Here is a 22,953-nt window from a genome sequence, read left to right as displayed (position 1 = left end):
TATGAGTTTCATGAGCTTCACAGGTAATATCATCAAGAAGGTAGACAAGCCAGGTAAGGGTTATGAAATTACTTTGTTTGTCCCTTTTGAAAACTTGGAAGGTCATCAGTTGGCAACATTTCCAAAGCTTTATGAGTGCGATGTGAGAATGGAGTTTGAACCCTTGGTTGTACGCTACAACGTCCAGGTTAATGCGAAGACGGATAAGCCGATCAAGTCCTACAAGGTGGACGAGCAAGGCATTGTATCGGAGGTTAAGCCTGAGGGCGAACAGGTTGAAATGGACTTGGACATTCCTATGGCCAAAGATCAAATTAAAGATGTTCCTGAGGAAATTAGCCGGGAAGTCGTGGATGAGTTTATTCTTTCCGGTCTTGCCCCAAGATTTGAAGGTCTATGGTATCCGGTCCAAGAGTGGATCGAGCGCTTGGCAGAAGGAGATACTTACCTGCGTCTAGCCAATGAGGCGCGAATCAGCAGCGGTAAGATCGTCGATATCATCGATGATTACCGTCAGAGAGTGGCCCCTCTTGCGGCCAAGTGGGATGATTGGCGGCAGAATGGCCAGCCGGCTTCACAGGACAGTGAGGATGAGGAGCAGGAAGAGCAGGAACAGGGAGATTTGGGTTCGGATGATCTGCCGCCTGCTACTGATCAGGAAGAAGAACCAAAGCTGCAGCAGCCGGGTGAAATAAATTTTGAAGATGAGGGGCTGGAAGGAAAAGCTGCTGCCCAAGGGTTGATCGATGACTGGGAAGCGGAAGTCAAGGGAGAGGGAAAGCCTGGTTCTAGCATTCAACCCAATCCGGAAGAAGCCGAAGACCTGGATGCTTATATCCTCCGTGAGCGCCCGCTATTCGAAGACATTCCCTATGATTTCCCTACTTTACTGGAACGTCAGCGTGCCGGAGAGACGTGGAGAGAGATTGCTGAGGAGTTGGGGACTGTCGGCACGACGTTATCAAGTGCTTGGAACAAATATAAAAAGCGTGTAAAGGATCAACGGGCAAACGGGGCAGCATAAGCCCCGATTATTCATATAAGGAGGGATGGCTGTGAGTGACGTTGTACGCTATCAGGCAACGCCCGAGATGCTGGCCGAGCTCGAGCAGCGCGCGGCCCGGAAGTATGGTGGCCCCGAGGTCAAACGTTGGGAACGCACCATGACGAGGGAGCAGTATCTTGCTGCTCGCCTCGCTGGTACAAAGACCGAGGACATCATGCTGAGCTATTTCAACAACGACCCTATGGAGCTGCGCAAGCAGCTCCGGGAGTGGGGTATCGATAAAAAAGTGGAAAAGAAGGAGCTGGCGGGAATGGCACAAGGTAGGAAAGCGTCAGAATTGACTATTACCAAGCAGGAATACCTTCAACGCAGGCTTAATGGCGAGAAACGGGGTCGTATTCAACACTCGCTTGGAGTGACGGCGCCCCGATTCTATGAGCTACTGGATAAGTGGGGGATTCGCGAGATGGATGCAGAGAGCCGGGCATTGGAAATGATGGCTCCAGTGCCAAATGAACAGGGAGCTTCTCCGGAGGCCAGAGTGATAGATAAGCGTTTGGCTGAGCAGTTAGAGAGGCAAGGGGAGGCACGCGGGTTGATCGCCTTAAATGCACAAAACGGTACCACTCAGCAAACTGCTCAATATGCAGGAGCAGAAGTCCTTCAACGTATGGAGGAGCGAGCTGCAGCGCAGGCAGAGGAGATCCAGAACCTTCAGGTGACCGCGCAACAAAGTGCTAAGTATGTAAAAGACCTTGAAGGGGAACTCACCAAGGCTAGGGATGAATTGGAGAAAGCCAATAGCCGATTCAAAATGGTTTCGGAGGAGAACCGTAAGGAGTTGTATGACCTCAGCAGTATGGTTGCCGATCTTCAGGCGACACTGACGGAAAAAGAAGTGCAGATCAGCGAGCTTCGGGCCGATCGGGATAACTGGGAGTCGGAGTACAGCACGCTGGAGACGGTATACGGAGAACTAAAGCAGGCACTTGCTGACCTAGAAGCCGAGCGTGACATGCTGCTCCAGACCATCGAGCAGGCTGCAAGCCGAGAGACTGGAATCATATCGTTTCGTATTCCAATCCAATCAGCAGATATAGCCAATGCAGAGAGAACCAAGATTTATGAGGCTCTGGAAGCACTCAGCAATCGTGTTGAGGCTGCCAATATTGACAGGGGCCGTGTCATGAAGGAACTTTTCGAGCTATTACAGCGAGTGGTCAATTTCGTGTCTGCTGATCTGGTCGATCTTCTTCCATGCCAAGGGGTTAATGGTTTTATTTATGAATTTTTCAGATATTATAACCAGCGTCATGTAGAGAGTTTACCGACACAACAGGAGGCGATCTGATGCGGAATACCTTGGGGGACTTGAATAATCATTTGTTTGCACAGTTGGAAAGGCTCGGCGATGAGGAACTGACAGGGGAAAAGCTTGAGGCCGAAATTAACCGTGCCCGCGCTGTTATGGGAGTTGCATCTAAAATCATTGATACCGGTGCTTTGGTTCTGGAGGCACAGCGCTTTGTTGATGATAAGTTGAATGCAGATGCTCAATTACCCAAGATGTTAGAAGGCGGCAACTGATGTTTCGTTACACGCTTGAGCAAAAAGAATATATTCGTCAAATTGCTCCAGGGAAGTACAATTGTGAAATTGCTGAGCTGTTTAACGCCAAGTTTGAGACAGAAGTTACAGAGCAGCAAATTAAATGCTTTAAGGCCAATCACAAGATAAAAAGTGATGTTCCGAGGGGGCGAGTAACCGGTGATGAAGGGTTATTCAACAAGGAACAAAAAGATTTTATTCGAAAAAATGTAGCGGGCTGCCTGAATCAAGAACTGGCCGAACTTGTAAATGAAAAGTTCGGCCTGCAGATCACGGCCAGGCAGATGAATACGCATAAAAAAAATCATGGGTTAGTCAGTGGTTTAGATCGTCGATTCGGAGAAGGGCATACGCCGGCAAATAAAGGAACGAAGGGATTGTACAATGTCGGAGGCAACAAAACTTCCTTTAAGGAAGGGCAGCGTCCTTTGAATTACAAACCTGTGGGCAGTGAGCGCATCGATGAAGATGGCTACACCTTAATTAAAGTATCCGATTATGGTCCTTGGCATAAACGGTGGAAGCATAAACACAAGGTAATCTGGGAAGAAAAGCATGGTCCAATACCGAAAGGTCATGCAATCATCTTCGCAGACCAAAACAAACGCAATATTGATCTGGATAATTTTATATTGATCACACGGAGCCAACTTGCACTCATGAATAGGAATGGACTGATTCGGAATAATGCCGATCTCACGCGAACCGGTGTTATAATGGCTGATCTTCTTAAGAGAATAGGAGAAAGGAAGCAGGGCATAAAGGCATGAGTGTAGCGATAGAACGGCTCAAGGAGTACAAGTGGAAGGATATCCGCAAGCGAATACTGTTGTTGAAGCACAGCACTGACGACAGCGAAGTACAGGATTTGACTTTGGAGCTCCAATTAATTGATACAGCACTGAACGGTTTAGGGAGCATCAGGTTTGAGTATGAACAGGTATTACGGCTTTCATATATTGAAAAGCTTCAGGTGGACGATATTGCACAACGCCTGTTCGTTAGTCCAAGAACCGTAAAACGCTGGAAGAAGACAGCCGTTCAGGAATTCGTACGATTACTAAAATAGGGGGATGTCACATTGGCAAATGAGATTGTAAATAAAGAGCAGCTTCACAAATTGTTCTTGGCGGGAATGCCGCTAAAGGAAATCGCGAATCAGCTGAATAGCAAGCCTGGAAGCATCCGGACGATGATCTACCATGAAAGGCAGCGCAACCCGCATGAGTGGCCACACCGGATTCAATATCCGGGCAAGCCAAAAGAGCAGCCACTCATGATGCACAGCTACGAATGTACAGATTGTGCGACCAGGTTCGCCGTTGAGGATTACGATGACATTGATCATTCAGTTACAGTCTGTCCAATCTGTCGCAGTGATCAGCACCTGCAGGATGGAAGCTATGGGCGATTCATCGCTACTTCAGTGAGTAGGAGGGCTGAGTAGTGAAATTATTAACTCCTATTAAGACGGTTACCGTGTGGCAGCCGTGGGCTTCGCTGATTGCCCTTCGTTTGAAATTGTTGGAGACAAGAGGCTGGGCAACGAAGCACCGCGGTCCGCTGGCCATCCATGCTGCACAAAAAATTGACCGGGAAGCCTGCGAGCGGGAGCCGATCAAGTCCGCCTTGGCTAAATACGGCTATACTGTGGACAATCTCCCGACCGGCGCAATTGTGGCCGTAGCAAATTTGTCGGAATGCTATCAAATAGAAAGGACTGCACCAGAACAGATCGAGGGTGGACCGGTTTGGCTGAAAGCATCTGCAGGTGGAAGCAAAGGATGGGCCGGGAAATTCCCGGATGAATATTATTATGGAGATTATTCTGCTGGTCGTTTTGCATGGGAGCTGGCCAACATTCAGCAACTCAAAGAGCCGATCCCGGCGAAGGGGCAACAAAAAATATGGAATTGGGAGGGGAAACTACTTTTCGGATAAAGTGAATGATCCACAAGATTTTTCAAAACCAGCACTCGTGTTTAATAGTGAAAAATTCTATTTGGGAAGAGCCTTGCGGTTTGAAGGTTCAGACAACAAGGGTTATTCTATCAAGGGGCAATTTTTAATCAAGGATGTTGACAGAGACCGGATGACAGTTACGAATTTCATAAGTGGGGATGTACTCATTCAATTGGAATGGATCTTACCTGAAATCTGGGGAGATGAAACCCGCAATCCACGTCTTATCGTAGAATTATATGGAGAAGATTTGAAATAGAATAATCCCCCGCACCTTGGCCGGACCGCGGGGGACAGCGAATTCAGTTAAACCCTACACCACCAATTATACCGGAGGTGTGGGGAATGGCACAATTGCAATTTCCGTGGGAGATCGACAGAGATGCGACTCGTGCGGCTGTAGAGGAACGTTTAGAATCAGCTCGTATATATAAACAAGTAGGATTTATTCGTAGGGAAATGAAGCTCACATCGTCGCCGGAACCGCGGTATCACGGATCGACGAATGTAGTGGGCAAACCTGCGGAAGATATAGCTATTCATAATGTAGATTCTGAAAATCTGATGCTTCAGCAGTATGAGCAGATAGAGAGGGTAGTCAGCCGGCTGGGGCGTCTGGAACGGGAAATAATTGAACGCCGTTACCTGGATGATGAAGTGTTCGATTATCAAGTAATGATGGACATGGACATCCGGGAGGGCAAATACTATCGCCTGAAGTCCAATGCAATCTACAAATTGGCGTTTGCGCTTCAGCTGGAAGTCTACAGCGAAGAAGCGCAAAATAAAAACATGGAAGAAAAATCGTAGAAAAATCGATGATAAACCGCAGAGCATTAGGTTTTAACCGTGTTATTATAGTAATGTGCCAATTGAGGACAACCATCTCCCCTCATACAAGCCGCTCCTTCGGGGGCGGTATTTTTATTCGACCTTTGAAGGATATGGAAATATAGTGTCGAAATTTGAAGAATAGGGGGTGAATGATCGAATGGAATATAGTATTGACTTAGAGGTCTTTTTAGAAAATGGTGGGAAGAAGGACCACCACGTTTTTACAGGGGAAAAGTTAATTATCAGCAGATCTTCTCAACTGTGGATTCAGAATAAAAATGACCGAGAATCTGACTTTATCGAGACTGTAAAAGTTTGGGATAAGCTCGATAGGTCTACTGGGAAACCAACTTTTTACCAGTTTAAAACTAGTGAAATGACACCTATAGGTTCTAAGACAACCTACAGACTAAAAAGAATAGTCGAAAAGGATCAAGCAGTTGTATTTGAAGCAATTTAAAGCGCCCTAACCGGTGCTTTTTTTAATTTGTAATGAAAGGACAACAGACATGACAGTCTTTGGATCAAAGCGAGCTGCTGACGCGGTATGGTTTCTTATCTGGATGATTTGGAAGATTGGCAGGTTGTTTAAGAGATTCAGGTCTTCCGGATCCTGAAAGAGTGATCGGACATTTTTGTCCAGTCAGGGGACAGAGAGTGGACATTTTTGTCTGTTCGCTTGACGAGTTTTGGAAGTGCCTGTAAAATGCTCTTTATACGTATCTAGTTACTAAGTACGTGTTTAATAATAATGAGCGACAGCGCGATTATAAAAGTTGTGGTAGTGGTGACTGCTACTACGCATACGTGTTTTGTAACTAAGTACGTATAACACCCCTCATTCATCGAATTATCTTGGAATTTTTTGGATGAAGGGAATGAAGAATATGAAGCCTCAGGAGCCGATTTAAGCCCTTGGGGCTTTTTTGCGTTCAGTTGATGGATGGGGGAATTGAAAGGCGGGAATAGGGCGCTGTGGTGATCAGAATGCATGTTCGTGTCCCTGCCTAACCGAAAACCAACTTAACACAAGGAGCTGATAGATTTGGGCATGACAATCAGGGATGAAATGATGAGGCAAGCCACTGTTTCAGAGCTGGAGGTTCGCATGATGTTCTTCCCAAAGGGTCCACATTCGCCAACTGGACCGGTGTTCAATAAGGTATTGACCGATGGGGAAAAACTGGAGAGGATGCAGGCCATGATCCCGACGGCCAATCCTTGGGAGCGGCGGGTGTATGAATTGGATGTTAACGACTAAAATGACTATAGATATCTATGGATTAATATGCCAAAATAGGAGTATACCAAAAGAGGAGGAAAACTAGTATGTCAGAGTCAAAGGCACAGAAAATTAAGTACGAGAGTTTCATTTATAAAGCTTTTAGTCTCGCACTGGGAGAAAAGGTTGGGCGTAGGGGAGATCCAGGACACCTTGCAGATGCAGATCATTTTGTTGATGATAAGTTAGATCGTATTAAAGCAGGTGTGGCTTACGCAATCGAGGTCTATAATGTTTATATAATGAACAATGATATAGATCTTAGTATTTCTGATTATGAATTATCATATCAGATCCAAAGCGATGTAATTAAAGCTAATAATAAAGATGAGGTTGTTCTAAAAATCGAGGAATACAATAAAATACTTGAAAAATATAAACTGCTATAGCACCTTTGGGTGCTATTTTTTATTCCTTCAAACAAAAAGAGCCGGGGGTGCTCCCCTCACGGCTCCCTCACATCATACCATATATTGTCGGATTTTGGTAGACAGTGTATGATGTGGTAGGGAGGGTTTGTATGAAAAAATGGGCGAAAACTGGGTTGTTTTTAGGTTTCGTGTTAGGTATCATTGCACTTTGGTTCTTTTCTAGTTATTTCATTTATTATAGGTGGCCTGAAAAAGAACCTGGGGCGGGAACTATCGGTGACATGTTCGGAGCAGTAAATGCTTTGTTCTCCGGCTTAGCTTTTGCAGCGATAATTATTACTATATGGATGCAGAGAGCTGATATAAAGCTGCAACGTGAGACTTTTGAAAATCAAAAACAAATTATGAATTTTCAAACAGCATTCAGTGTTGTTAATGAATTAACACGCGTGAAAAAAAGTTATATCGAAAGAGTATTGTATGTTATCCCAGCTAATATGCAGTATCCAGAACCGCGCTATGTGTATGGTATTGAGGCTATTCAAGAACATTGGAAAGAATACTATTTAAACGATAAGGAGATAAATAAAGATCACGCTTACTTCCAAGGAATAATAGATACCTTCCTTTTTACTTTGCACTACCTTTCGGGTACTGAGTTGGATGACTCTCACAAGAAAATACTTGTGAATATTATTGAGAGTAATCTAAACCCTTCAGAAATTTTACTGATAAATTATTTATCTACTCCAAATCAAATTCAAATTTACCATGAACTGCTGGATTATATGGGTTTTGATGAGAAAGTGGAAAAGGGTCTAGGGAGTTGGGAAGTTTACAAAAAAGCTGTGAAAAAAAGCCGTGTTTAGCATGGCTTTTTTTCATGGAAAGGAGTCTTCACATGAACATTCAGATCATTCCAATAGACCGAATCAACCCGGCAGCCTATAACCCGCGTGTGGACTTGCAGCCCGGCGATCCGGAGTATGAGAAGCTTCGCAGCAGTATAGAGCAGTTTGGATACATCGACCCTATCATCTGGAACAAACGCACGGAGAACATGGTAGGCGGTCACCAGAGGTATAAAATCCTCCGTGATAAGGGACATACGGAGCTGACTGTTTCTGTCGTTGATCTGGACGATCAGCAGGAGCGGCTGCTGAATCTGGCGCTGAACAAAGTGTCCGGCATTTGGGATGATGAGGCGCTGGCCATGCTGATCGGTGAGCTGCAGGTGAGCGGTGCTGATCTGGCGCTGTCCGGATTCGATGATGACGAAATTGCCGATATGCTAAGTACGCTGCCGTTTAACATTGACATGGAAGAACCGGTTATCGAGGACGATTTCAATTTTGAACAGGCATTGGAGCGAGTCAAAGAGCCGGAGACACGCCGCGGTGATGTGTGGCAGCTCGGCCCGCATCGCCTTGTTTGCGGGGACGCTACAGACCCGGATGATGTTGCATTATTGATGGATGGAGCCAGGGCTGCACTTGTAGTGACGGACCCGCCTTACAATGTGGCCATCGAAAGTGATTCCGAACGTCTGGCCGCTGACGGCCGAAGCAGCATATTGAACGACGACATGCCCGCAGAGGAGTTTGCGGGCTTTTTGCATGCTGTTTTTGAACGGTATGCTGAAATCATGGCACAGAAGGCAGCCATTTACGTCTTCCATCCTTCATCCTATCAACGTGAATTCCAGGATGCTATGGAGGCGGCCGGCATTATCATCCGCAGCCAATGTGTATGGGTGAAGAATTCCGCATCCTTCGGCTGGTCACAGTATCGGTGGCAGCATGAACCGGTCTTTTATGCTCACCTAAAGGGTAAGTCGCCGGGCTGGTATGGTGATCGCCGGCAATCGACGGTGTGGCGGGACGGGCTGCCTGGTGCAGAACTGGAGCCGTCCAGCGTGTGGGAGGTATCTCGCGGTGATGTGGGCAAGTACGTCCATCCTACTCAAAAGCCGCTCCCGCTGTTGGCCATCCCAATCGGCAACAGCAGCCAGAAGGGCGATGTGGTGGTGGACTTCTTCGGAGGCTCTGGCAGTACGTTAATGACCTGTGACCAGATGGAACGTCAATGTCGAACGTTGGAGCTCGACCCGGTATTCTGCGACGTAATCAGGCAGCGGTACCGGGCGGCTACTGGCATCGAGCCGGTGCTGATCCGCCGGACTGGACCTGCAGAATAAATAAAAAAGGAGAGGCGCTCGAACGCCCCTCCCCCTCACCAGGTAACCCCCGGCTGAGATAGTGGAAACCGTGGCCACGGATTCGACAAGCCACTATCTCGCATTCCATATTACAGGAAAGCCGAGGTTACCACAATATGACAGAGCAAAAACACGATGATTTGTTACTTCAGCACGAGCTTGAGGTCATGCAAGGGATAATCGAAAGCAAAGAACAGTACCGCCGCATTATCAAGGCTGCGGTTGCCCGTTGGGTCAGAGACTTCCAGGAGAACCGTATTGAGATTAACACCGTCGACGACCTCCGGAAGCTGATCGAGCTGGATATAGAGCTGCAGAAGGATATTCTTTAATTCCTCCTTCAGTTTCAATTTGATCGATTGCAACAGAAAATTTCTTGAGGAAGCTCTTTCTCCTGTTAGAAATATAGAGATGAGAGCCATATACCGTGAAGAGTATTACAAAAATCAATGCCAGTATAGAAATGTTATAAAAGAGATCTGTTGAAACTCCTGCTAGCGCATTACTTATTTTTTGTTTCAATTCAGATTTTTCAGGAAGAACAGAAACAATCGCCATAGCTGCTGCAATAAGAGAAACCTGAACAGCTGTAATTCCAACGATGCCATTAACTAAGTTTGTCTCAAACGTCTCGTCTCCGTAGTAGTAGCGAACATTATTTTTCAGTTCTCTGTAACAGTAATCAGACAATACTTTAGCGTTACAGTAAATTGATTGTATTGATTTAATCATTCTCTTTTTTTCTTTAATGGTGAGTCGATTACCGAAGGATTCAAACACTTTCTTTTTTATTCTTCTACTATGCATTAATTCAAAGAAAACAATAGAAGCTGCGAAAATTAGTACAACAATTAACATAATTAAAAGAATCAATTATATTATCTCTCCTTCAATTGAAAATATATATCTATTATCGGTCACGGGGGTGGTGATATGTAGTGGCCAGAGAGCGAAGTCCTGAGCGGGACAAGGCAAAACTGATGTGGCTGGAGAGCGGCGGGACGATGTTGTTAAAAGACATCGCTGCCGCTCTTTCTATTTCGGACAGCAAGGTCCGGAAGTGGAAGACATTGGACAAATGGACAGAGGAATTGAAAGGGAGCGCTCCACTTGATTCTAAAGGGAGCGCTCCCAGTCGTGGTGCCCCCAAAGGGAATAAGAATGCCGTCGGTAATAAAGGCGGAGCCCCGAAGGGAAGTAAGAACGCCCTGGGAAATCGCGGTGGCCATGGCGGACCATACGGTAATAAGAAGGCCATCAAGACCGGGGAGTTCGAGTCGATATGGTTCGACACCTTGGATGAGGACGAGCAGGAGCTGCTGGATGAGATCGACACCGACCCGGTCCGGCAGGCAGATGAGTGTATCACGCTGCTGACCATCCGGGAGCGGCGTATGCTTCAGCGTATTAAGCGGCTGACTGACGGGCTGACAGAAAATCAGAAGCGTGTACTTCAGCAGCTTAAATCCATCAAAGAAATAATTGAGGTTCATGATGAGAAGAGCGGGAAAACGAGCAAAGTGCCTGTTACCCGGAACGAGATGGTTGAGGCTGAGATCGAGGAAACAACATATCGGGTCATCGATGATATTCTCAAATTAGAGGATGCGCTGACTCGAGTCCAGGATAAAAAGCTGAAGGCCATTGAATTGAAAAACAGGCTTACTGCTGTGGATGAGGAAAAGGAAGTCCGCACCGCTATCCTGCAAATCGAACTGCAGAACCTTCAAGGTGGAGCCGGCGCAACTCAAAGCTGGACAGAGGGCCTGAAGGAAATTGCAGAGCGGCGTAAGGCCAAGCGGGCAGAGGTGCCTGCTGATGAGTAAGCCTTATAATGTTGTGTCTGACATCGTTGCGCTACTTGATATTTACTGGGATGACCCGGTCGCTTTTGCGGAGGATATGCTAAACTTCGATCCCGATGAGTGGCAGCGGGCTGTCATGACGGATGTGGCCAATCATCGGTTGACGAGTGTCAGATCGGGTCAGGGTGTTGGAAAAACAGGACTTGAGGCTTCGCTTGTGATCTGGTACCTGTGCTGCCGTCCGAATTGCCGGGTTGTCTGTACTGCACCAACAAAGCAGCAGCTCAATGATGTGCTTTGGGCAGAGGTGGCCAAGTGGCTGGAAACATCCATGGTCAAGAACCTGCTCAAGTGGACGAAAACGAAGGTTTACATGATTGGCCATGAAAAGCGATGGTTCGCTACAGCCAGGACGGCGACCAAGCCGGAGAACATGCAGGGCTTCCATGAAGACTATATGTTGTTCATTGTAGATGAAGCTTCCGGTGTGGCTGATCCGATCATGGAAGCCATCATGGGGACCTTGACCGGTGATGAGAATAAGCTGCTGATGTGTGGAAACCCGACTCGGACGAGTGGGGTTTTTTATGATTCTCATAACCGCGACAGAAGTCGTTTTCGTACGCATAAGGTAGACAGCCGGACCAGCAAACGGACCAGCAAAGAGAACATTCAAATGCTGATTGATAAGTACGGCGCCGAGAGCGACGTCGTTCGGGTTCGGGTGTATGGTGAATTCCCCAAAGCTGAGGCGGATGCATTCATTGCTTTGGAAATTGCGGAGCTGGCTGCGGATGCAAATATTGACCCTACTGGAGACACGCTGCACCTGGGCGTTGACGTCGCCCGCTTTGGTGATGACGAGACAGTCATTGCGCCGCGTATCGGCGCAAAGGTGTTCAAACTCAAATGCTACAACAAGCAGGATACGATGGTGACTGCCGGCTGGGTGATCGCTCTGGCCAGGGATATGTTCCGTAAGTATTCTCAGCTCCGCAATGTAGAAATCAAGGTCGATGATAGCGGCGTTGGCGGCGGAGTGACGGACCGGTTAAATGAAGTCATCCGTGAAGAACGTCTGAAGGGTTGGCGTGTGACGCCTATTAATAACGGCAGCAAGCCAACCCGCAAGGAAGAGGAGCATTACGAGAACCGAGGAACAGAGACATGGGCCGATTTGCGGGATCTGCTGCAGGAGTCCTTTTCTAAACATATTCAGGGGCAGCCCGTTTCTCTTGAGCTGCCGAATGATGAACGTCTGGTAACGCAGCTTACCCAGCGCAAGTACCGCATGACCAGCAAGGGTAAAATTGCTCTTGAACGCAAGGAAGATATGAAAAAACGCGGACTGGATTCCCCGGACAGGGCGGATGCAGTCGTTTTGGCGTTCGCGCAGCCGGAGCGCGGGGGCGTATTCTTCCCGAACCAAAGATGAAAGGAGGGCTAATCCATGCCATGGCCATTTGGCGATGAACAGCAAAAAGAGATCGAAAACATCATTATTCGCGGTGCCCGAACGGCTGCCACACTGGAGGATATCATTCAACTGGAAACTGGTGACTGGAAAAAATCAGAACAGCTTCATTGGATGGATGTCGGTGAAAGGTACTATCGAAATAAGACAGATATCCTTGAACGTAAGCGGACAGCGATTGGCCCCAGTGGCGCTAAGGAGGTCGTTGGTAATCTGGCCAACAATAAGCTCGTCAATGCTTTCGTCCGTAAATTGGTAGACCAAAAGGTTGGGTATCTTTTGGGTAAGCCGCTGAGTATTCAGACGGAAAATAAGCAGTATGCGAATGCACTGAAGGGGATCTTTAATGAGGCCATGAACCGCCGTTTGCAAAGCACTGGCAAAGAGGCGGTGAACAAGGGAAGAGCATGGTGGTTCGTCCATAATGATGAGACCGGGAAACTCTGCTTTCGGAAGATGCGTTCTCAGGAAATAATTCCATTATGGGCAGATGAGGCCCATACGATTCTGGACGCAGTCATTAGGGATTATGAAGTAACGGTCTATGAGGGGCTGAAACGCAAGAAACTCCGGAAGATTGAATGGTGGGATAAATCCGGCGTGCGCCGCTATGTACTCGACGGTACCGGGCTAGTGCCAGACGTTGAGGCCGGTTCAGTAGAGTCACATTTTACTGTTATTAATAAAAGTACCGATGAGGAGGAGCCAAGGAACTGGGAGCGCGTCCCGTTTATTTGCTGGAAGTATAACGAGGAGGAGCAGCCGCTGGTCGAGATCATCAAATCCTTGGCCGACGACTACGACCGGAACAAATCCGACAACAGTAACAATCTTGAGGACCTGCCCGATAGCATTTACGAGGTTGCAGAGTATGACGGAACTGATCCGGGTGAATTCAGAAAAAATCTCTCGGTATGGCGCACAGCTTTCGTGTCTAATGGCGGTGGAATTAAGGCGATCAACTTGGAAATAAATACCGAAGCCTACAAGATACACATGGAGCAGGCCCGCAAGGATATTTATGAGTTTGGCCGCGGCGTTGACACTCAGGGCGTGGATATCGGCAGTGCGCCCTCTGGCATCGCACTAAAATTTCTGTACTCCGACCTCGATCTCGATGCAAGCTTAATGGAAATAGAATTTCAGGCATCTTTAGAGCAAGTTCGCTGGTTCATAGATACTTATCTACTTATCAGTACCGGTATCGACTACAGCACCGATCATGTGCAATTTATTTGTAACCGTGACATGCCAGTGGACGAATCGGCCATCATCACGGCGATCAAGGACAGCGTTGGGATTTTGTCCGATGAGACGCTTGTCGCTCAACATCCGTGGGTTCGGGATGTGCTGGCCGAACTGAAGCGGATCAAGAAGCAGAAGGAGGAGGCGCTGAAGCGCATGGCCGACGGTTACGGTGGTATTCCGCCGAGCAAGGACCCGGACAAAGACGGTGATGATGAATGAAGTCGGAGCAATATTGGGCCAAGCGCATGGAGGCATTAAACGAGGCTGAGCTGCGGAAGGGTGAGGATTATGCCCGGAAGCAGAATGAGGAATACGATAAGGCCATGGCCCGGATTAAATGGGACACGGATGCCTGGTATGCTCGATTGGCAAAGAACAATGATGTTTCCATGGCCGAAGCTCAAAAGCTGCTAAAGGCAAACGAGCTTCAGGAATTCAAATGGACTGTCCAGGACTATATTAAAGCCGGCAGAGAGAACGCCATTGATCAGCGATGGATGAAGGAACTGGAGAATGCGAGCGCCAAGGTTCACATTACCCGGCTGGAAGAACTTAAAATGAAGCTTCAGCAGGAAGCGGAGCTTCTGGCAGCCAAGCGGGTCAAAGGGGCAACCGAAACATTAGGCGACATTTACAAAGATGGCTATTACCGCGGTATCCATGAGGTTCAGCGGGGAGTGGGCAAGGGAGTTCCGTTCGCGCGGCTCGACGGCCGGCAGATTGACAAGGTGTTGTCCAAGCCCTGGACGCCGGATGGCAGCAACTTCAGTGCGAGGATCTGGGCTGATCGCGACAAACTGGTTTCGGAGCTCCACACGACGCTGACTCAAAACCTGATCAATGGATCTCCTTCCGAAAAGGTCATTAATGATTTCGCGGCGCGCATGGGTGTCAGCAAGTCAATTGCTGAGCGGCTTATTCTTACCGAGTCTGCCTACTTCGCGGGTCAGTCCCGGATCGACGGGTACAAGCAAACCGGGGTCACTCATTATAAATATGTGGCCACGCTGGACAGCCGGACCTCGGACAAATGCCGCCATATGGATTCAAAAATCATTCCGATCAATGAAGCGGAGCCCGGTGTGAATTATCCGCCCTTGCATGCATACTGCCGCAGCACGACTATTCCGCACTTTGATGAGGCTGAGACTCAGGCGGAGCCGGATTCGGATTCGGATTCGAGTGATTATGAGGACCTTTATGATGTCCCGGAGGATATGCCTTATAAGGAATGGGCTGAGGAGCACGCGCCGGCAGATGCGACTGATCCGCCAAAGCCGGAGGACACAGCGCCAGTTAGGCCGCCGAAGGTTACGACAGCCGAGCCTACTCTGGAAAAGCTTACAACTGATGAAGCGTCAGCAGTGAAAAGGTATATCGGGGAATCCGCTCCGCTAAACTATAAAATTCATCAGGGGCAGCCGCTTGGCAGCAAAGATATGGAATGGGTCCAGCAATTGGATCAAGCTCTGGTCAAGCTGCCGCGTTATCGTGGCGACCTTACCCGTTCGCTTCATTTGACAGCACCTCAATTAAGCAATTTCATGAAACAAATCAAGCCGGGGGCAGTCATACAGCACCCGCAATACACTTCAATGACCAGCGGGGCTGCTCTTCCGGATGGACAGGTTCAGTTCCATATCATCGGGGCAGCCAGCGGGGCGCATTTAGCTGAGCTCAGTAAAGATGGAGCAGAAGTGATCTATGGACGTGACTTTGCGTTTGAAGTATTGGATGTCGAGCTGATTAACGGGGTTTATCACATTCTGCTGCGGGAGCTGGTGAAGTGAGTAAGAGTGATTTGTCCAAACCGAGAATCATCGGTTACAGGGAAGTCCCAAAGGCTGAGCAGGTGGAAAACAAGGCTCTCCTTCAGGAACGTTTACGCAAAATCGGCGTTCTGAAAAATAACAAGGATTAGAAGCGCTCCCGCTGCGGCGAGGGTGCTTTTTTTATGCGAAGGAGTTGAAGACGTGGGAAAGTATCGCAAAAGACCAGCGGTAATTGAAGCATTCCGATGGACAGGTGGTCCCGATCAAACGGAAGATCCCGATTGGATTAAACGGCAGATAAAAGCAGGATTCGTCAGTTTTAGTGGCGGGAACATGTTTATTAAAACGCTTGAAGGAACAATGCAGGCGAGCCCAGGTGATTACATCATTAGAGGCGTTCAGGGTGAGGTTCATCCTTGCAAGCCAGATATTTTCGAAGCAACATATAAGCCTGCCTTAAACGGTGGGAACTGATGCCGCAGCGTTATAAAAAGGCAGTTTATATTGATGCCGTAGAATTTGATAACACTCCCGGCAATCCACAAGCAATCATTGATTTTACTGGCATGCCGATCAGCGTTGAATACACCACTGATGGTGTGCAGCTTCGAGTAATTCGTGGTACCTACAGCGTGCTGATTGCAAAAGTAGGACAGTTCATCATCAAAGAGGCGAATGGTTCACTGCGGATTTGCAACAAGACGGAATTGGAAGCTGAATATGAACTTGTAGAATGATGGGCTCCGGCTGAGACTGCCGGGGCCTTTGCCGTCTTTGGCTGGTAGACGAAAAAACTGGCTCATCACCGGACGCAACCGGGACAACAAGCGATGATGAATAGGAGGATCACATATGACAAAGGAAGAGTTTATCGCATTGGGTTTGACGGAGGAGCAGGCCGCAAAAGCCGCTGCCGCATCAGCGGAGGAACTAAAGAGTTTTATTCCAAAAGCGAGATTCGACGAGGTCAATACCGCGAAGAAAGCTGCGGAAAAAGACGTCGCTGATCGTGACACGCAGTTGGAGGAGCTCAAAAAGTCCAGCGGTGATGCTGCAGAGCTTACGAAGAAGATCGAATCTCTTCAGACCGAGAATAAAGCTGCCAAAGAAAAGTATGAGACTGAGGCTGCTGCTCTCAAACTTAGCACCGCCGTGAAGTTGGCACTCGCCGGAAAGGTCCACGATCCGGACGATGTTACCCGCCTGCTCGATACGACCAAAATCGAGCTGGACGAGCACGGAAGTGTTAAGGCTGGACTGGACGACCAAATCAAAGCCCTGCAGGCCAGCAAGGCTTATTTGTTTGTTCCAGAGGACAAGGGCGGAGGTCAGTTCCAGTTTCGAGGCACCAACCCTTTTGAGAGTGGCGGTTCCGGGGGGAGCGGTGGCAGCGGCGGCAAAGACAAAGCTGCTGAATTTGGTAAGCAGATCGCCGAATATGCCAAAGCCAATGCTTCGACGTCTGATGCACAAAAATCCTATTTTGGAGGCTGATATCAATGAGCAAGTTTGTAACAACGACTTACGGAAATAGAAAAGAAATTCTCAAATTCCCGGACCATTACGTTAACATGCCGATCACTGTCAGCGATGCCGGTGTGGTCCCGAATGCTGAAGGTAAAAAGATTGTTCCTGCAGGTACGATTTTGGGTGGTGGAGTCATCTCAGATAATACGAAGCCCGCCGTGAAATCTAATGACGATAAAGCTGATGGCGTGCTCTTCCATGATGTGGACGTCACATATGGCCCGGCACCCGGCGCACTGCTGATTCACGGCTTCGTGGATCTGGCCAAGCTTCCTGAAGCACCTGTTGCGGCTGCTACCACTGCACTCAAACAAATTACATTTATTGCGTAAAATCGAAAGGAGAACTGAAGATATGCCTACTATTTTTGATTCCATAACAGCGCGAGCTCTGGCTGCCTACATCACCACTAATCCAAGCAATGATATTCCGTACCTGGGAGCAACGTTGTTTCCAGCTAAAAAGAAACTTGGTCTTGATCTGAGCTGGATTAAAGGAGCGCGAGGTGTACCTGTCTCGCTGCAGCCGTCGGCGTTTGATGCTAAAGCGACCCTGCGGGACCGTATTGGTTTCAAGAAAATTGAGACGGAAATGCCGTTTTTCCGTGAAGCAATGAGGTTAGGGGAAGTTGACCGTCAGGATTTACTACGCCTCATGGACAATAGCAATGAACAGTATATTATGCCTCTGATTACTCAAATTTTTGATGACCGTGCAGCGCTGGTAGCCGGTGCAGAAGTCATACCAGAACGCATGATTATGCAGCTTCTTTCGAGTGGTCATATCCGAATCACATCTAATGAGACACGCCAGGATCACGATTACAATTATGGTTTTGCAGGAAGCCATAAAGAGGTTCTCACAGGTTCTGGTCGTTGGAATGATCCTACCAGTACCCCGATTCAGGACATTCAAAGATGGAAGAAAATCATTAGCGGGGACACAGGTGCGACCTTAACTCGTGCGATTTGTACGGAGAAGACGTGGGGGTACCTAATGGAACACCCTGCGATCCGTTTAGACATGAATCCAATCGGTGGCCAGAACGTTATTATGACAGATGAATTGCTAAGAGCATATTTGTTCAACAAATTGAAAATCAGGGTGTCTGTTTATAACAAGATTTATGCTCTGCAAGACGGCAGCACCCACCAGTATTTCCCTGACGACTTTTTCACTTTAATTCCGGATGGGAATCTGGGTAACACCTGGTATGGTACTACGCCGGAGGAAGCCGATCTGATGGCGGGCTCAAAAGCAGCGGAAGTGGCTATCGTCAATACGGGCGTAGCGATCACCACTATTAAGGAGCCACACCCGGTTAACGTTGAGACAATCGTATCCGAGATCGTGCTTCCGTCTTTTGAGACAATGGATACAGTATTTATCGCCAAAGTGGCATAGTGAGAGGTAAATGTCTCTCCTATTTTAATTTCGAAGGGAGAATGAAACATGGCAGCAGCTAAAGTAAAAGAAGAAAATCAAACAGAATTGAAGGTACAGGGAGCAGACGCTCCTGCGATTCCGGACGGACAAGGGCCAGAAGACAATTCTACTGATTTAACTGAACCAGTAGAATCCTTGCCCACTGTGCGGGCGATTTGTTTGACCAACGTCAAGCATAATCGGGACTTATACAGGGCGGGTCAAAAGCTCGATCTTCCTGAAGATGTATTCGATACGCTTCATGAAGCAAAAGCGGTGCGGAGATTGGGTGAATGATTACGGCAGCAGATGTATGGCCGATCGTCAAGCTGCGGCTTGCCTTGGCGGATGATTCACATCAGCCACTTATTGCGACTTACATCGCTGAATTGGAGCATCGAATTAAGCACTATTGCAATATTGAGCGCCTGCCCGATGGCCTGCTATACACCTGGGCCAGTATGGTCGTGGATGCCGTTCGCGTCGATCTGCCAAATGTGGATGAGATCGACGACACGGTTGGCGGGCAGGCCAGCAATGTCAAAGTAGGAGATACATCCGTTTCTGGTGGAGGATCTGGCGGCGGGCTGACCAATACAACCAAATCTGTTATCGATAGGGTCGTGCTTAATTATCAGCACGACCTTAATCGTTATCGAAAGATGAGGTGGGGCGGATGATCAATTATAGGCGGCACCGACGAGCTATTGAGAAGATGTATGAGGACAAGGCGACGATCAGCCGGCACAAGCCCGGCAAGAACCCAGATACCCGAGTGACTGAGCAAAAGTTACAGGCCGTTTATGAGGATCAACCTTGCAAGCTGTCGCAGACCGGTCTTGCACGTAATGGCCAGACTGAGGCCCAGAACGACCTGCAGTATGATGCAAAGCTGTTCATCGCTCCGGAGTTGGAAGTTATGCAGGGCGATGTTGTGGCGGTCACTCGGGGAGCTACGGGTCGAGTCGAGATGTACACCGCTGGCCAGCCATTCCCACCGTACAGCAGCCATCAGGAACTTTTAATGACCCGCAAAGGGTGGGCGTGATGTCCGGGAAAGGCTTGGATGTATCCGGACTTCGCCGACTGCTCGGTAATATTCGCGGAGTAAAGCGGGATACCCGGCGCTTTATTGAGGATTGTGTCAAAGAGCTAGCCAACCGGTTGCTGGCCAAGGTTATTCCCCGTACTCCATCGGATAGCGGGGTGCTGCGGGCAAGCTGGCAGCTTGGGCCAGTAGTATGGGAGACGAACGGCAGTTGTTCCGTCGAGCTGCTTAACGCAGTTGATTATGCGCCTTATGTCGAGTATGGCCACCGGACAGCAAATCATATGGGATGGGTTGAGGGGAAATTCATGTTAACCATATCTGTGGAGGAACTTCAACGGGAGTTGCCGCCGCTGTTGGAGCGCAGAATGAAGCAATACCTCGACCGTATTTGGAGGTGAGCGAACTGATCACGGTTAATGACATGAAGAATGCAGTGACCCGCGCCCTGGATAATGCTTTCCCGGAAATACCTATTTACGGGGATAAGATTAACCAGAACCTTGATCCGCCTTGCTTCTTCGTAAAATTGTTCCCCGTTGGCCATAAAAGGTTACTGGGCCGCCGATACGATCGGCAGCATACTTTTGACATTCACTATTTCTCGGAAAAGGGCAGTGAAGAGATAAATGATGTGACTGAACAACTTTTTGGTGTGATGGAGTACATCGATTGCAATGGTCTTATCCGCGGGACTGATATGCGGGGCGAAACCGTCGATGGAGTGCTCCATTTCTTTGTGTCGTACGACTTCCATGTTCTGCGGCAACGGCCGAAATCTGAACCAATGCAGTTCATGGATGTGAAGCAGGAATTGAAATTGGAAAGGAGCAATCAAGATGGCAAGTTCAAAAGTCAAGGAGACAGCGCAGCAGGAAGTTGAACAGCCAGTTGAGCTGCCGCCGGCGAGGTATGTTGTACGGCAATTTATTCAGTCGGAAACATACAGCGCCGACCGGGATATTTTGACTGCGCTGCTGGATGAGGGGCAGCTTTATACGCCTGCTGAAGTGCAGGCAATTATCAATAAATTTAAGAATCAGGAGGCGTTGTAATGGCAGGAGGAACATGGACAAGTCAAAATAAGGTGCGCCCAGGGGTCTATATCAACATGAACAGCGCTCCGCAGGCTCTCGGTGCAGCTGGTGACCGGGGTGTGGCCAGTATTGCTCTTGCGCTGCCATGGGGACCATCCCAGCAGATCATCAGCATTGCTGCTGGTCAAGATGTCCGGGACGTGCTCGGTTACGATATCACAGCACCGCAGTTGCTTCTTGTACGAGAAGTGCTCAAGCGCGCGCAGACATTGCTGTTGTATCGTCTGAACGCCGGGGTAAAGGCTTCGGCCACCCATAGCGGGCTGCTGGTCACGGCGCAGCATGGCGGCACACGCGGCAACAATTTGAGCATCGTTATTCAAGCCAGCATTGACCAGCCGGAGAAATTCGAGGTGATTACGCTGTTGGACGGTACCGATGTACATCGTCAGATTGTAGCCGATGCCTCAGAGCTACAGCCGAATGCTTGGGTTACCTTTTCGGGTGGCGGCTCCTTGTCGACTACTGCAGGTGTGCCGTTGCAAGGTGGTACGGATGGTACGGTGACAAACGCGGATCATACTGCTTACCTGGCTGCTTTGGAACTATACTCATTTAACACGATCGCCCTGGCCAGCACGGATAATGCGCTTAAGGCGGTCTATGCTGCTTTCGTTCGCAGGTTGAGGGAGCAGGAAGGTGCAAAAGTGCAGGCGGCCCTTGAGAATTACCCCGTTGCTGATTATGAGGGCGTCATCAGTGTGAAAAACGGAGTTATTCTTTCCGACGGTACAGAGTTGACCGCAGCACAGACAACTGCCTGGGTAGCTGGTGCAACAGCAGGAGCGGCGAATAATGAATCGCTGACTTACAAAGCGTACGATGATGCTGTGGACGTGGCCACGCGCTACACCAACAGCCAGATTGAGGCAGCGCTGCGGGCCGGGGAGTTTCTGTTCACTCCGAACAATGGCCGAGCCGTCATCGAGCAGGATATTAATACGCTGACAAGCTTCACTCCTGATAAAGGACGAGCATTCAGTAAAAACAGAGTCATCCGGGTACTGGATGGTATCGCCAATGATATTAAGCGGATTTTCGAAACGTTTTATCTTGGTAAGGTCGACAATAATCCGGATGGCCGCATGCTGCTGGGGCAGGAGATTGTGACCTATTTGGGTAACCTGCAGGACAATGCAGCTATCCAAAACTTTGATTCGCAGGGAGATATGTCCGTCATCCAAGGCAAAGATGTCGACAGCGTATATGTCGAACTCAACATTCAGCCTGTGGATGCCGTTGAAAAAATCTACATGAAAGTGACGGTGGTATAGATGGCATTTTTGAGTGCGAAAGACAGTATTTCCGGCCAGGAGGGCAGGGCGTACGCTAAGGTTAACGGCGTGGTCGAAGAACTGTTTTACCTTAAGGATTTAGAGGCGACAGCCGAAAAACAGAAGGCTGAGATCAGAACTTTGGGCCGCCGCGGTACTCAGCACAAGGCAACCGGCTGGACCGGTACCGGAAGCATGACCATTTACTACGTTACATCGTACTTTCGCAAAATGATGTACGACTACATTAAGACAGGTAAGGATGTCTACTTTGAGATCACAGTAACAAACGATGACCCGACCTCGACGATCGGGAAGCAGACGACGGTTCTGAAAGGGTGCAACCTTGATTCTGTGATCCTTGCCAAGCTCGACACTGAGAGTGACGCACTGGACGAAGAGGTCAGCTTTACTTATGACGATGTGGAAATTCCGGAGCATTTTAAGGCTCCATCAGCTAATTAAATCCATTAACAATAAACGGAGGTAATAATCATGAGTAATATTGAAGCTTTTTACGCACAGAATGCAGATATTGAGGTAACGGAGGACTTTGTTGTATCCGGACGTTTTAAAGATAAGGAAGGGAAGCCGATCCCTTGGACACTCCGAAGCATGAAGCAAACAGAAAATGAGGCTATTCGCAAATCTGTAACTAGGAAAACAAAGGACAGACGTGGAGGCTACCAGATTGAGACCAATCCGGATGAGTATATCGCGAAACTGACTGTGGCGAGCGTTGTCTATCCGCCCCTTAAAGACGAGGCATTGCAAAAATCATATGGTGTTCTGGGAGCAGATAAGCTTCTGAGTGAAATGCTTCTTCCTGGGGAATATTCGGACCTTATTAACAAGGTCCAAGAGTTGAATGGATTTGAAAAAGATATTAATGAGCTGGTGGATGAGGTAAAAAACTAATCCAGGAGGGCGACCCTGAGTGGAATTATGCCTACTATGCCCTCCATGAATTAAATGTTCTTCCGCACGAGCTCAACCGTATGG

At 48.4% G+C, this 22,953-nt stretch carries 35 protein-coding genes; 34 read left to right on the top strand and 1 reads right to left on the bottom strand.

The features are described from left to right. Position 1: 1 nt before the first annotated feature. From H583_RS0102195 to H583_RS35880, 15 genes are all read left to right on the top strand, one after another. Positions 2–1,024 (top strand): hypothetical protein, encoded by a 1,023-nt coding sequence (locus tag H583_RS0102195; RefSeq protein ID WP_028559047.1) that lies wholly within the window; start codon positions 2–4, stop codon positions 1,022–1,024. 31 nt (positions 1,025–1,055) lie between these two features. After that, positions 1,056–2,357 (top strand): hypothetical protein, encoded by a 1,302-nt coding sequence (locus tag H583_RS0102190; protein ID WP_028559046.1) that lies wholly within the window; start codon positions 1,056–1,058, stop codon positions 2,355–2,357. Next, positions 2,357–2,593, top strand: coding sequence for a hypothetical protein (locus H583_RS0102185; RefSeq protein ID WP_028559045.1), 237 nt, complete (start codon positions 2,357–2,359; stop codon positions 2,591–2,593). The genes H583_RS0102190 and H583_RS0102185 overlap by 1 nt, the downstream gene beginning before the upstream one ends. After that, on the top strand, positions 2,593–3,384 hold the full coding sequence (locus H583_RS31610; RefSeq protein ID WP_036708085.1) for an HNH endonuclease signature motif containing protein: 792 nt from the start codon (positions 2,593–2,595) through the stop codon (positions 3,382–3,384). The genes H583_RS0102185 and H583_RS31610 overlap by 1 nt, the downstream gene beginning before the upstream one ends. Then, the gene (locus tag H583_RS0102175; protein ID WP_028559043.1) at positions 3,381–3,683 is read left to right on the top strand and encodes a helix-turn-helix domain-containing protein; all 303 of its coding nucleotides are present in this window, start codon (positions 3,381–3,383) and stop codon (positions 3,681–3,683) included. Before H583_RS31610 ends, H583_RS0102175 begins: the two co-directional genes overlap by 4 nt. Before the next feature lie 12 nt (positions 3,684–3,695). Continuing rightward, on the top strand, positions 3,696–4,061 hold the full coding sequence (locus H583_RS0102170; protein ID WP_028559042.1) for a hypothetical protein: 366 nt from the start codon (positions 3,696–3,698) through the stop codon (positions 4,059–4,061). Beyond that, positions 4,061–4,555 carry an ASCH domain-containing protein gene (locus H583_RS0102165; protein WP_245585819.1) on the top strand — a complete coding sequence of 165 codons (495 nt, stop codon included), beginning with the start codon at positions 4,061–4,063 and terminating at the stop codon, positions 4,553–4,555. Before H583_RS0102170 ends, H583_RS0102165 begins: the two co-directional genes overlap by 1 nt. Before the next feature lies 1 nt (position 4,556). After that, positions 4,557–4,835 carry a hypothetical protein gene (locus H583_RS0102160; protein ID WP_028559040.1) on the top strand — a complete coding sequence of 93 codons (279 nt, stop codon included), beginning with the start codon at positions 4,557–4,559 and terminating at the stop codon, positions 4,833–4,835. A gap of 86 nt (positions 4,836–4,921) precedes the next feature. Further along, on the top strand, positions 4,922–5,386 hold the full coding sequence (locus H583_RS0102155) for an ArpU family phage packaging/lysis transcriptional regulator (RefSeq protein WP_028559039.1): 465 nt from the start codon (positions 4,922–4,924) through the stop codon (positions 5,384–5,386). Positions 5,387–5,567: 181 nt separating this feature from the next. Further along, positions 5,568–5,870 carry a hypothetical protein gene (locus tag H583_RS0102150; protein ID WP_028559038.1) on the top strand — a complete coding sequence of 101 codons (303 nt, stop codon included), beginning with the start codon at positions 5,568–5,570 and terminating at the stop codon, positions 5,868–5,870. Between the two features lie 585 nt (positions 5,871–6,455). Continuing rightward, positions 6,456–6,671 (top strand): hypothetical protein, encoded by a 216-nt coding sequence (locus H583_RS0102145; RefSeq protein ID WP_028559037.1) that lies wholly within the window; start codon positions 6,456–6,458, stop codon positions 6,669–6,671. A 68-nt stretch (positions 6,672–6,739) separates the two neighbouring features. After that, a complete protein-coding gene (locus H583_RS0102140; RefSeq protein WP_028559036.1) occupies positions 6,740–7,081 on the top strand; it encodes a hypothetical protein in 342 nt (113 codons plus the stop codon). 131 nt (positions 7,082–7,212) lie between these two features. Then, complete coding sequence (locus tag H583_RS35065; RefSeq protein WP_028559035.1) at positions 7,213–7,932, top strand: hypothetical protein; 720 nt, start codon at positions 7,213–7,215, stop codon at positions 7,930–7,932. 32 nt (positions 7,933–7,964) lie between these two features. Next, positions 7,965–9,260, top strand: coding sequence for a site-specific DNA-methyltransferase (locus H583_RS0102130; protein ID WP_028559034.1), 1,296 nt, complete (start codon positions 7,965–7,967; stop codon positions 9,258–9,260). Between the two features lie 137 nt (positions 9,261–9,397). Next, a complete protein-coding gene (locus H583_RS35880) occupies positions 9,398–9,613 on the top strand; it encodes a hypothetical protein (RefSeq protein WP_081666937.1) in 216 nt (71 codons plus the stop codon). Here the strand turns inward: H583_RS35880 and H583_RS36440 are convergent. Continuing rightward, positions 9,546–10,154 carry a hypothetical protein gene (locus H583_RS36440; RefSeq protein ID WP_154665775.1) on the bottom strand — a complete coding sequence of 203 codons (609 nt, stop codon included), beginning with the start codon at positions 10,152–10,154 and terminating at the stop codon, positions 9,546–9,548. The genes H583_RS35880 and H583_RS36440 overlap by 68 nt on opposite strands. Before the next feature lie 65 nt (positions 10,155–10,219). On the opposite strand from H583_RS36440, the gene terS reads away from it, so the two are divergent. The 19 genes from terS to H583_RS0102030 all read left to right on the top strand — a co-directional run bounded on the left by terS (position 10,220) and on the right by H583_RS0102030 (position 22,869). Continuing rightward, complete coding sequence (terS, locus tag H583_RS0102120) at positions 10,220–11,107, top strand: phage terminase small subunit (protein WP_028559032.1); 888 nt, start codon at positions 10,220–10,222, stop codon at positions 11,105–11,107. Beyond that, positions 11,100–12,521: an AAA family ATPase gene (locus H583_RS0102115; RefSeq protein WP_028559031.1), complete on the top strand. Its 1,422-nt coding sequence runs from the start codon at positions 11,100–11,102 to the stop codon at positions 12,519–12,521. Before terS ends, H583_RS0102115 begins: the two co-directional genes overlap by 8 nt. 15 nt (positions 12,522–12,536) lie before the next feature. Beyond that, a complete protein-coding gene (locus H583_RS0102110; RefSeq protein ID WP_028559030.1) occupies positions 12,537–14,027 on the top strand; it encodes a phage portal protein in 1,491 nt (496 codons plus the stop codon). Beyond that, complete coding sequence (locus tag H583_RS31600) at positions 14,024–15,598, top strand: minor capsid protein (RefSeq protein ID WP_051235857.1); 1,575 nt, start codon at positions 14,024–14,026, stop codon at positions 15,596–15,598. Before H583_RS0102110 ends, H583_RS31600 begins: the two co-directional genes overlap by 4 nt. After that, a complete protein-coding gene (locus tag H583_RS37825; protein WP_281170085.1) occupies positions 15,595–15,729 on the top strand; it encodes a hypothetical protein in 135 nt (44 codons plus the stop codon). Before H583_RS31600 ends, H583_RS37825 begins: the two co-directional genes overlap by 4 nt. A gap of 52 nt (positions 15,730–15,781) precedes the next feature. Continuing rightward, the gene (locus H583_RS0102095; RefSeq protein WP_028559029.1) at positions 15,782–16,054 is read left to right on the top strand and encodes a hypothetical protein; all 273 of its coding nucleotides are present in this window, start codon (positions 15,782–15,784) and stop codon (positions 16,052–16,054) included. Then, complete coding sequence (locus H583_RS0102090) at positions 16,054–16,317, top strand: hypothetical protein (protein WP_028559028.1); 264 nt, start codon at positions 16,054–16,056, stop codon at positions 16,315–16,317. Before H583_RS0102095 ends, H583_RS0102090 begins: the two co-directional genes overlap by 1 nt. A gap of 115 nt (positions 16,318–16,432) precedes the next feature. Continuing rightward, complete coding sequence (locus H583_RS0102085; RefSeq protein WP_028559027.1) at positions 16,433–17,074, top strand: phage scaffolding protein; 642 nt, start codon at positions 16,433–16,435, stop codon at positions 17,072–17,074. Between the two features lie 5 nt (positions 17,075–17,079). After that, the gene (locus H583_RS0102080) at positions 17,080–17,439 is read left to right on the top strand and encodes a hypothetical protein (protein ID WP_028559026.1); all 360 of its coding nucleotides are present in this window, start codon (positions 17,080–17,082) and stop codon (positions 17,437–17,439) included. A gap of 22 nt (positions 17,440–17,461) precedes the next feature. Continuing rightward, positions 17,462–18,511: a major capsid protein gene (locus tag H583_RS0102075; RefSeq protein ID WP_028559025.1), complete on the top strand. Its 1,050-nt coding sequence runs from the start codon at positions 17,462–17,464 to the stop codon at positions 18,509–18,511. A 48-nt stretch (positions 18,512–18,559) separates the two neighbouring features. Then, on the top strand, positions 18,560–18,829 hold the full coding sequence (locus tag H583_RS0102070) for a hypothetical protein (protein WP_028559024.1): 270 nt from the start codon (positions 18,560–18,562) through the stop codon (positions 18,827–18,829). After that, entirely contained in the window at positions 18,826–19,212 is a 387-nt protein-coding gene (locus tag H583_RS0102065) for a hypothetical protein (RefSeq protein ID WP_028559023.1), read from the top strand. The genes H583_RS0102070 and H583_RS0102065 overlap by 4 nt, the downstream gene beginning before the upstream one ends. Then, positions 19,209–19,580: a DUF6093 family protein gene (locus H583_RS0102060; RefSeq protein ID WP_028559022.1), complete on the top strand. Its 372-nt coding sequence runs from the start codon at positions 19,209–19,211 to the stop codon at positions 19,578–19,580. The genes H583_RS0102065 and H583_RS0102060 overlap by 4 nt, the downstream gene beginning before the upstream one ends. Continuing rightward, positions 19,580–19,981, top strand: a complete 402-nt coding sequence (locus H583_RS31595) for an HK97 gp10 family phage protein (RefSeq protein WP_036708083.1) — start codon at positions 19,580–19,582, stop codon at positions 19,979–19,981. Before H583_RS0102060 ends, H583_RS31595 begins: the two co-directional genes overlap by 1 nt. After that, positions 19,978–20,463 (top strand): phage tail terminator family protein, encoded by a 486-nt coding sequence (locus H583_RS31590; RefSeq protein WP_211228311.1) that lies wholly within the window; start codon positions 19,978–19,980, stop codon positions 20,461–20,463. Before H583_RS31595 ends, H583_RS31590 begins: the two co-directional genes overlap by 4 nt. Further along, on the top strand, positions 20,420–20,635 hold the full coding sequence (locus tag H583_RS0102045) for a hypothetical protein (protein WP_028559021.1): 216 nt from the start codon (positions 20,420–20,422) through the stop codon (positions 20,633–20,635). Before H583_RS31590 ends, H583_RS0102045 begins: the two co-directional genes overlap by 44 nt. Then, positions 20,635–21,951, top strand: coding sequence for a phage tail sheath family protein (locus H583_RS0102040; protein WP_028559020.1), 1,317 nt, complete (start codon positions 20,635–20,637; stop codon positions 21,949–21,951). Before H583_RS0102045 ends, H583_RS0102040 begins: the two co-directional genes overlap by 1 nt. Continuing rightward, positions 21,952–22,416, top strand: a complete 465-nt coding sequence (locus tag H583_RS0102035; RefSeq protein ID WP_028559019.1) for a phage tail tube protein — start codon at positions 21,952–21,954, stop codon at positions 22,414–22,416. A 30-nt stretch (positions 22,417–22,446) separates the two neighbouring features. Further along, positions 22,447–22,869, top strand: a complete 423-nt coding sequence (locus H583_RS0102030) for a phage tail assembly chaperone (RefSeq protein WP_028559018.1) — start codon at positions 22,447–22,449, stop codon at positions 22,867–22,869. Positions 22,870–22,953: the final 84 nt, after the last annotated feature.

The organism is Paenibacillus pinihumi DSM 23905 = JCM 16419 (genome assembly GCF_000422505.1).
Taxonomy (GTDB): domain Bacteria; phylum Bacillota; class Bacilli; order Paenibacillales; family Paenibacillaceae; genus Paenibacillus_D; species Paenibacillus_D pinihumi.
Note: the sequence above shows the minus strand (reverse complement) of the source record. Positions and strands in the feature narration are given on the sequence as shown.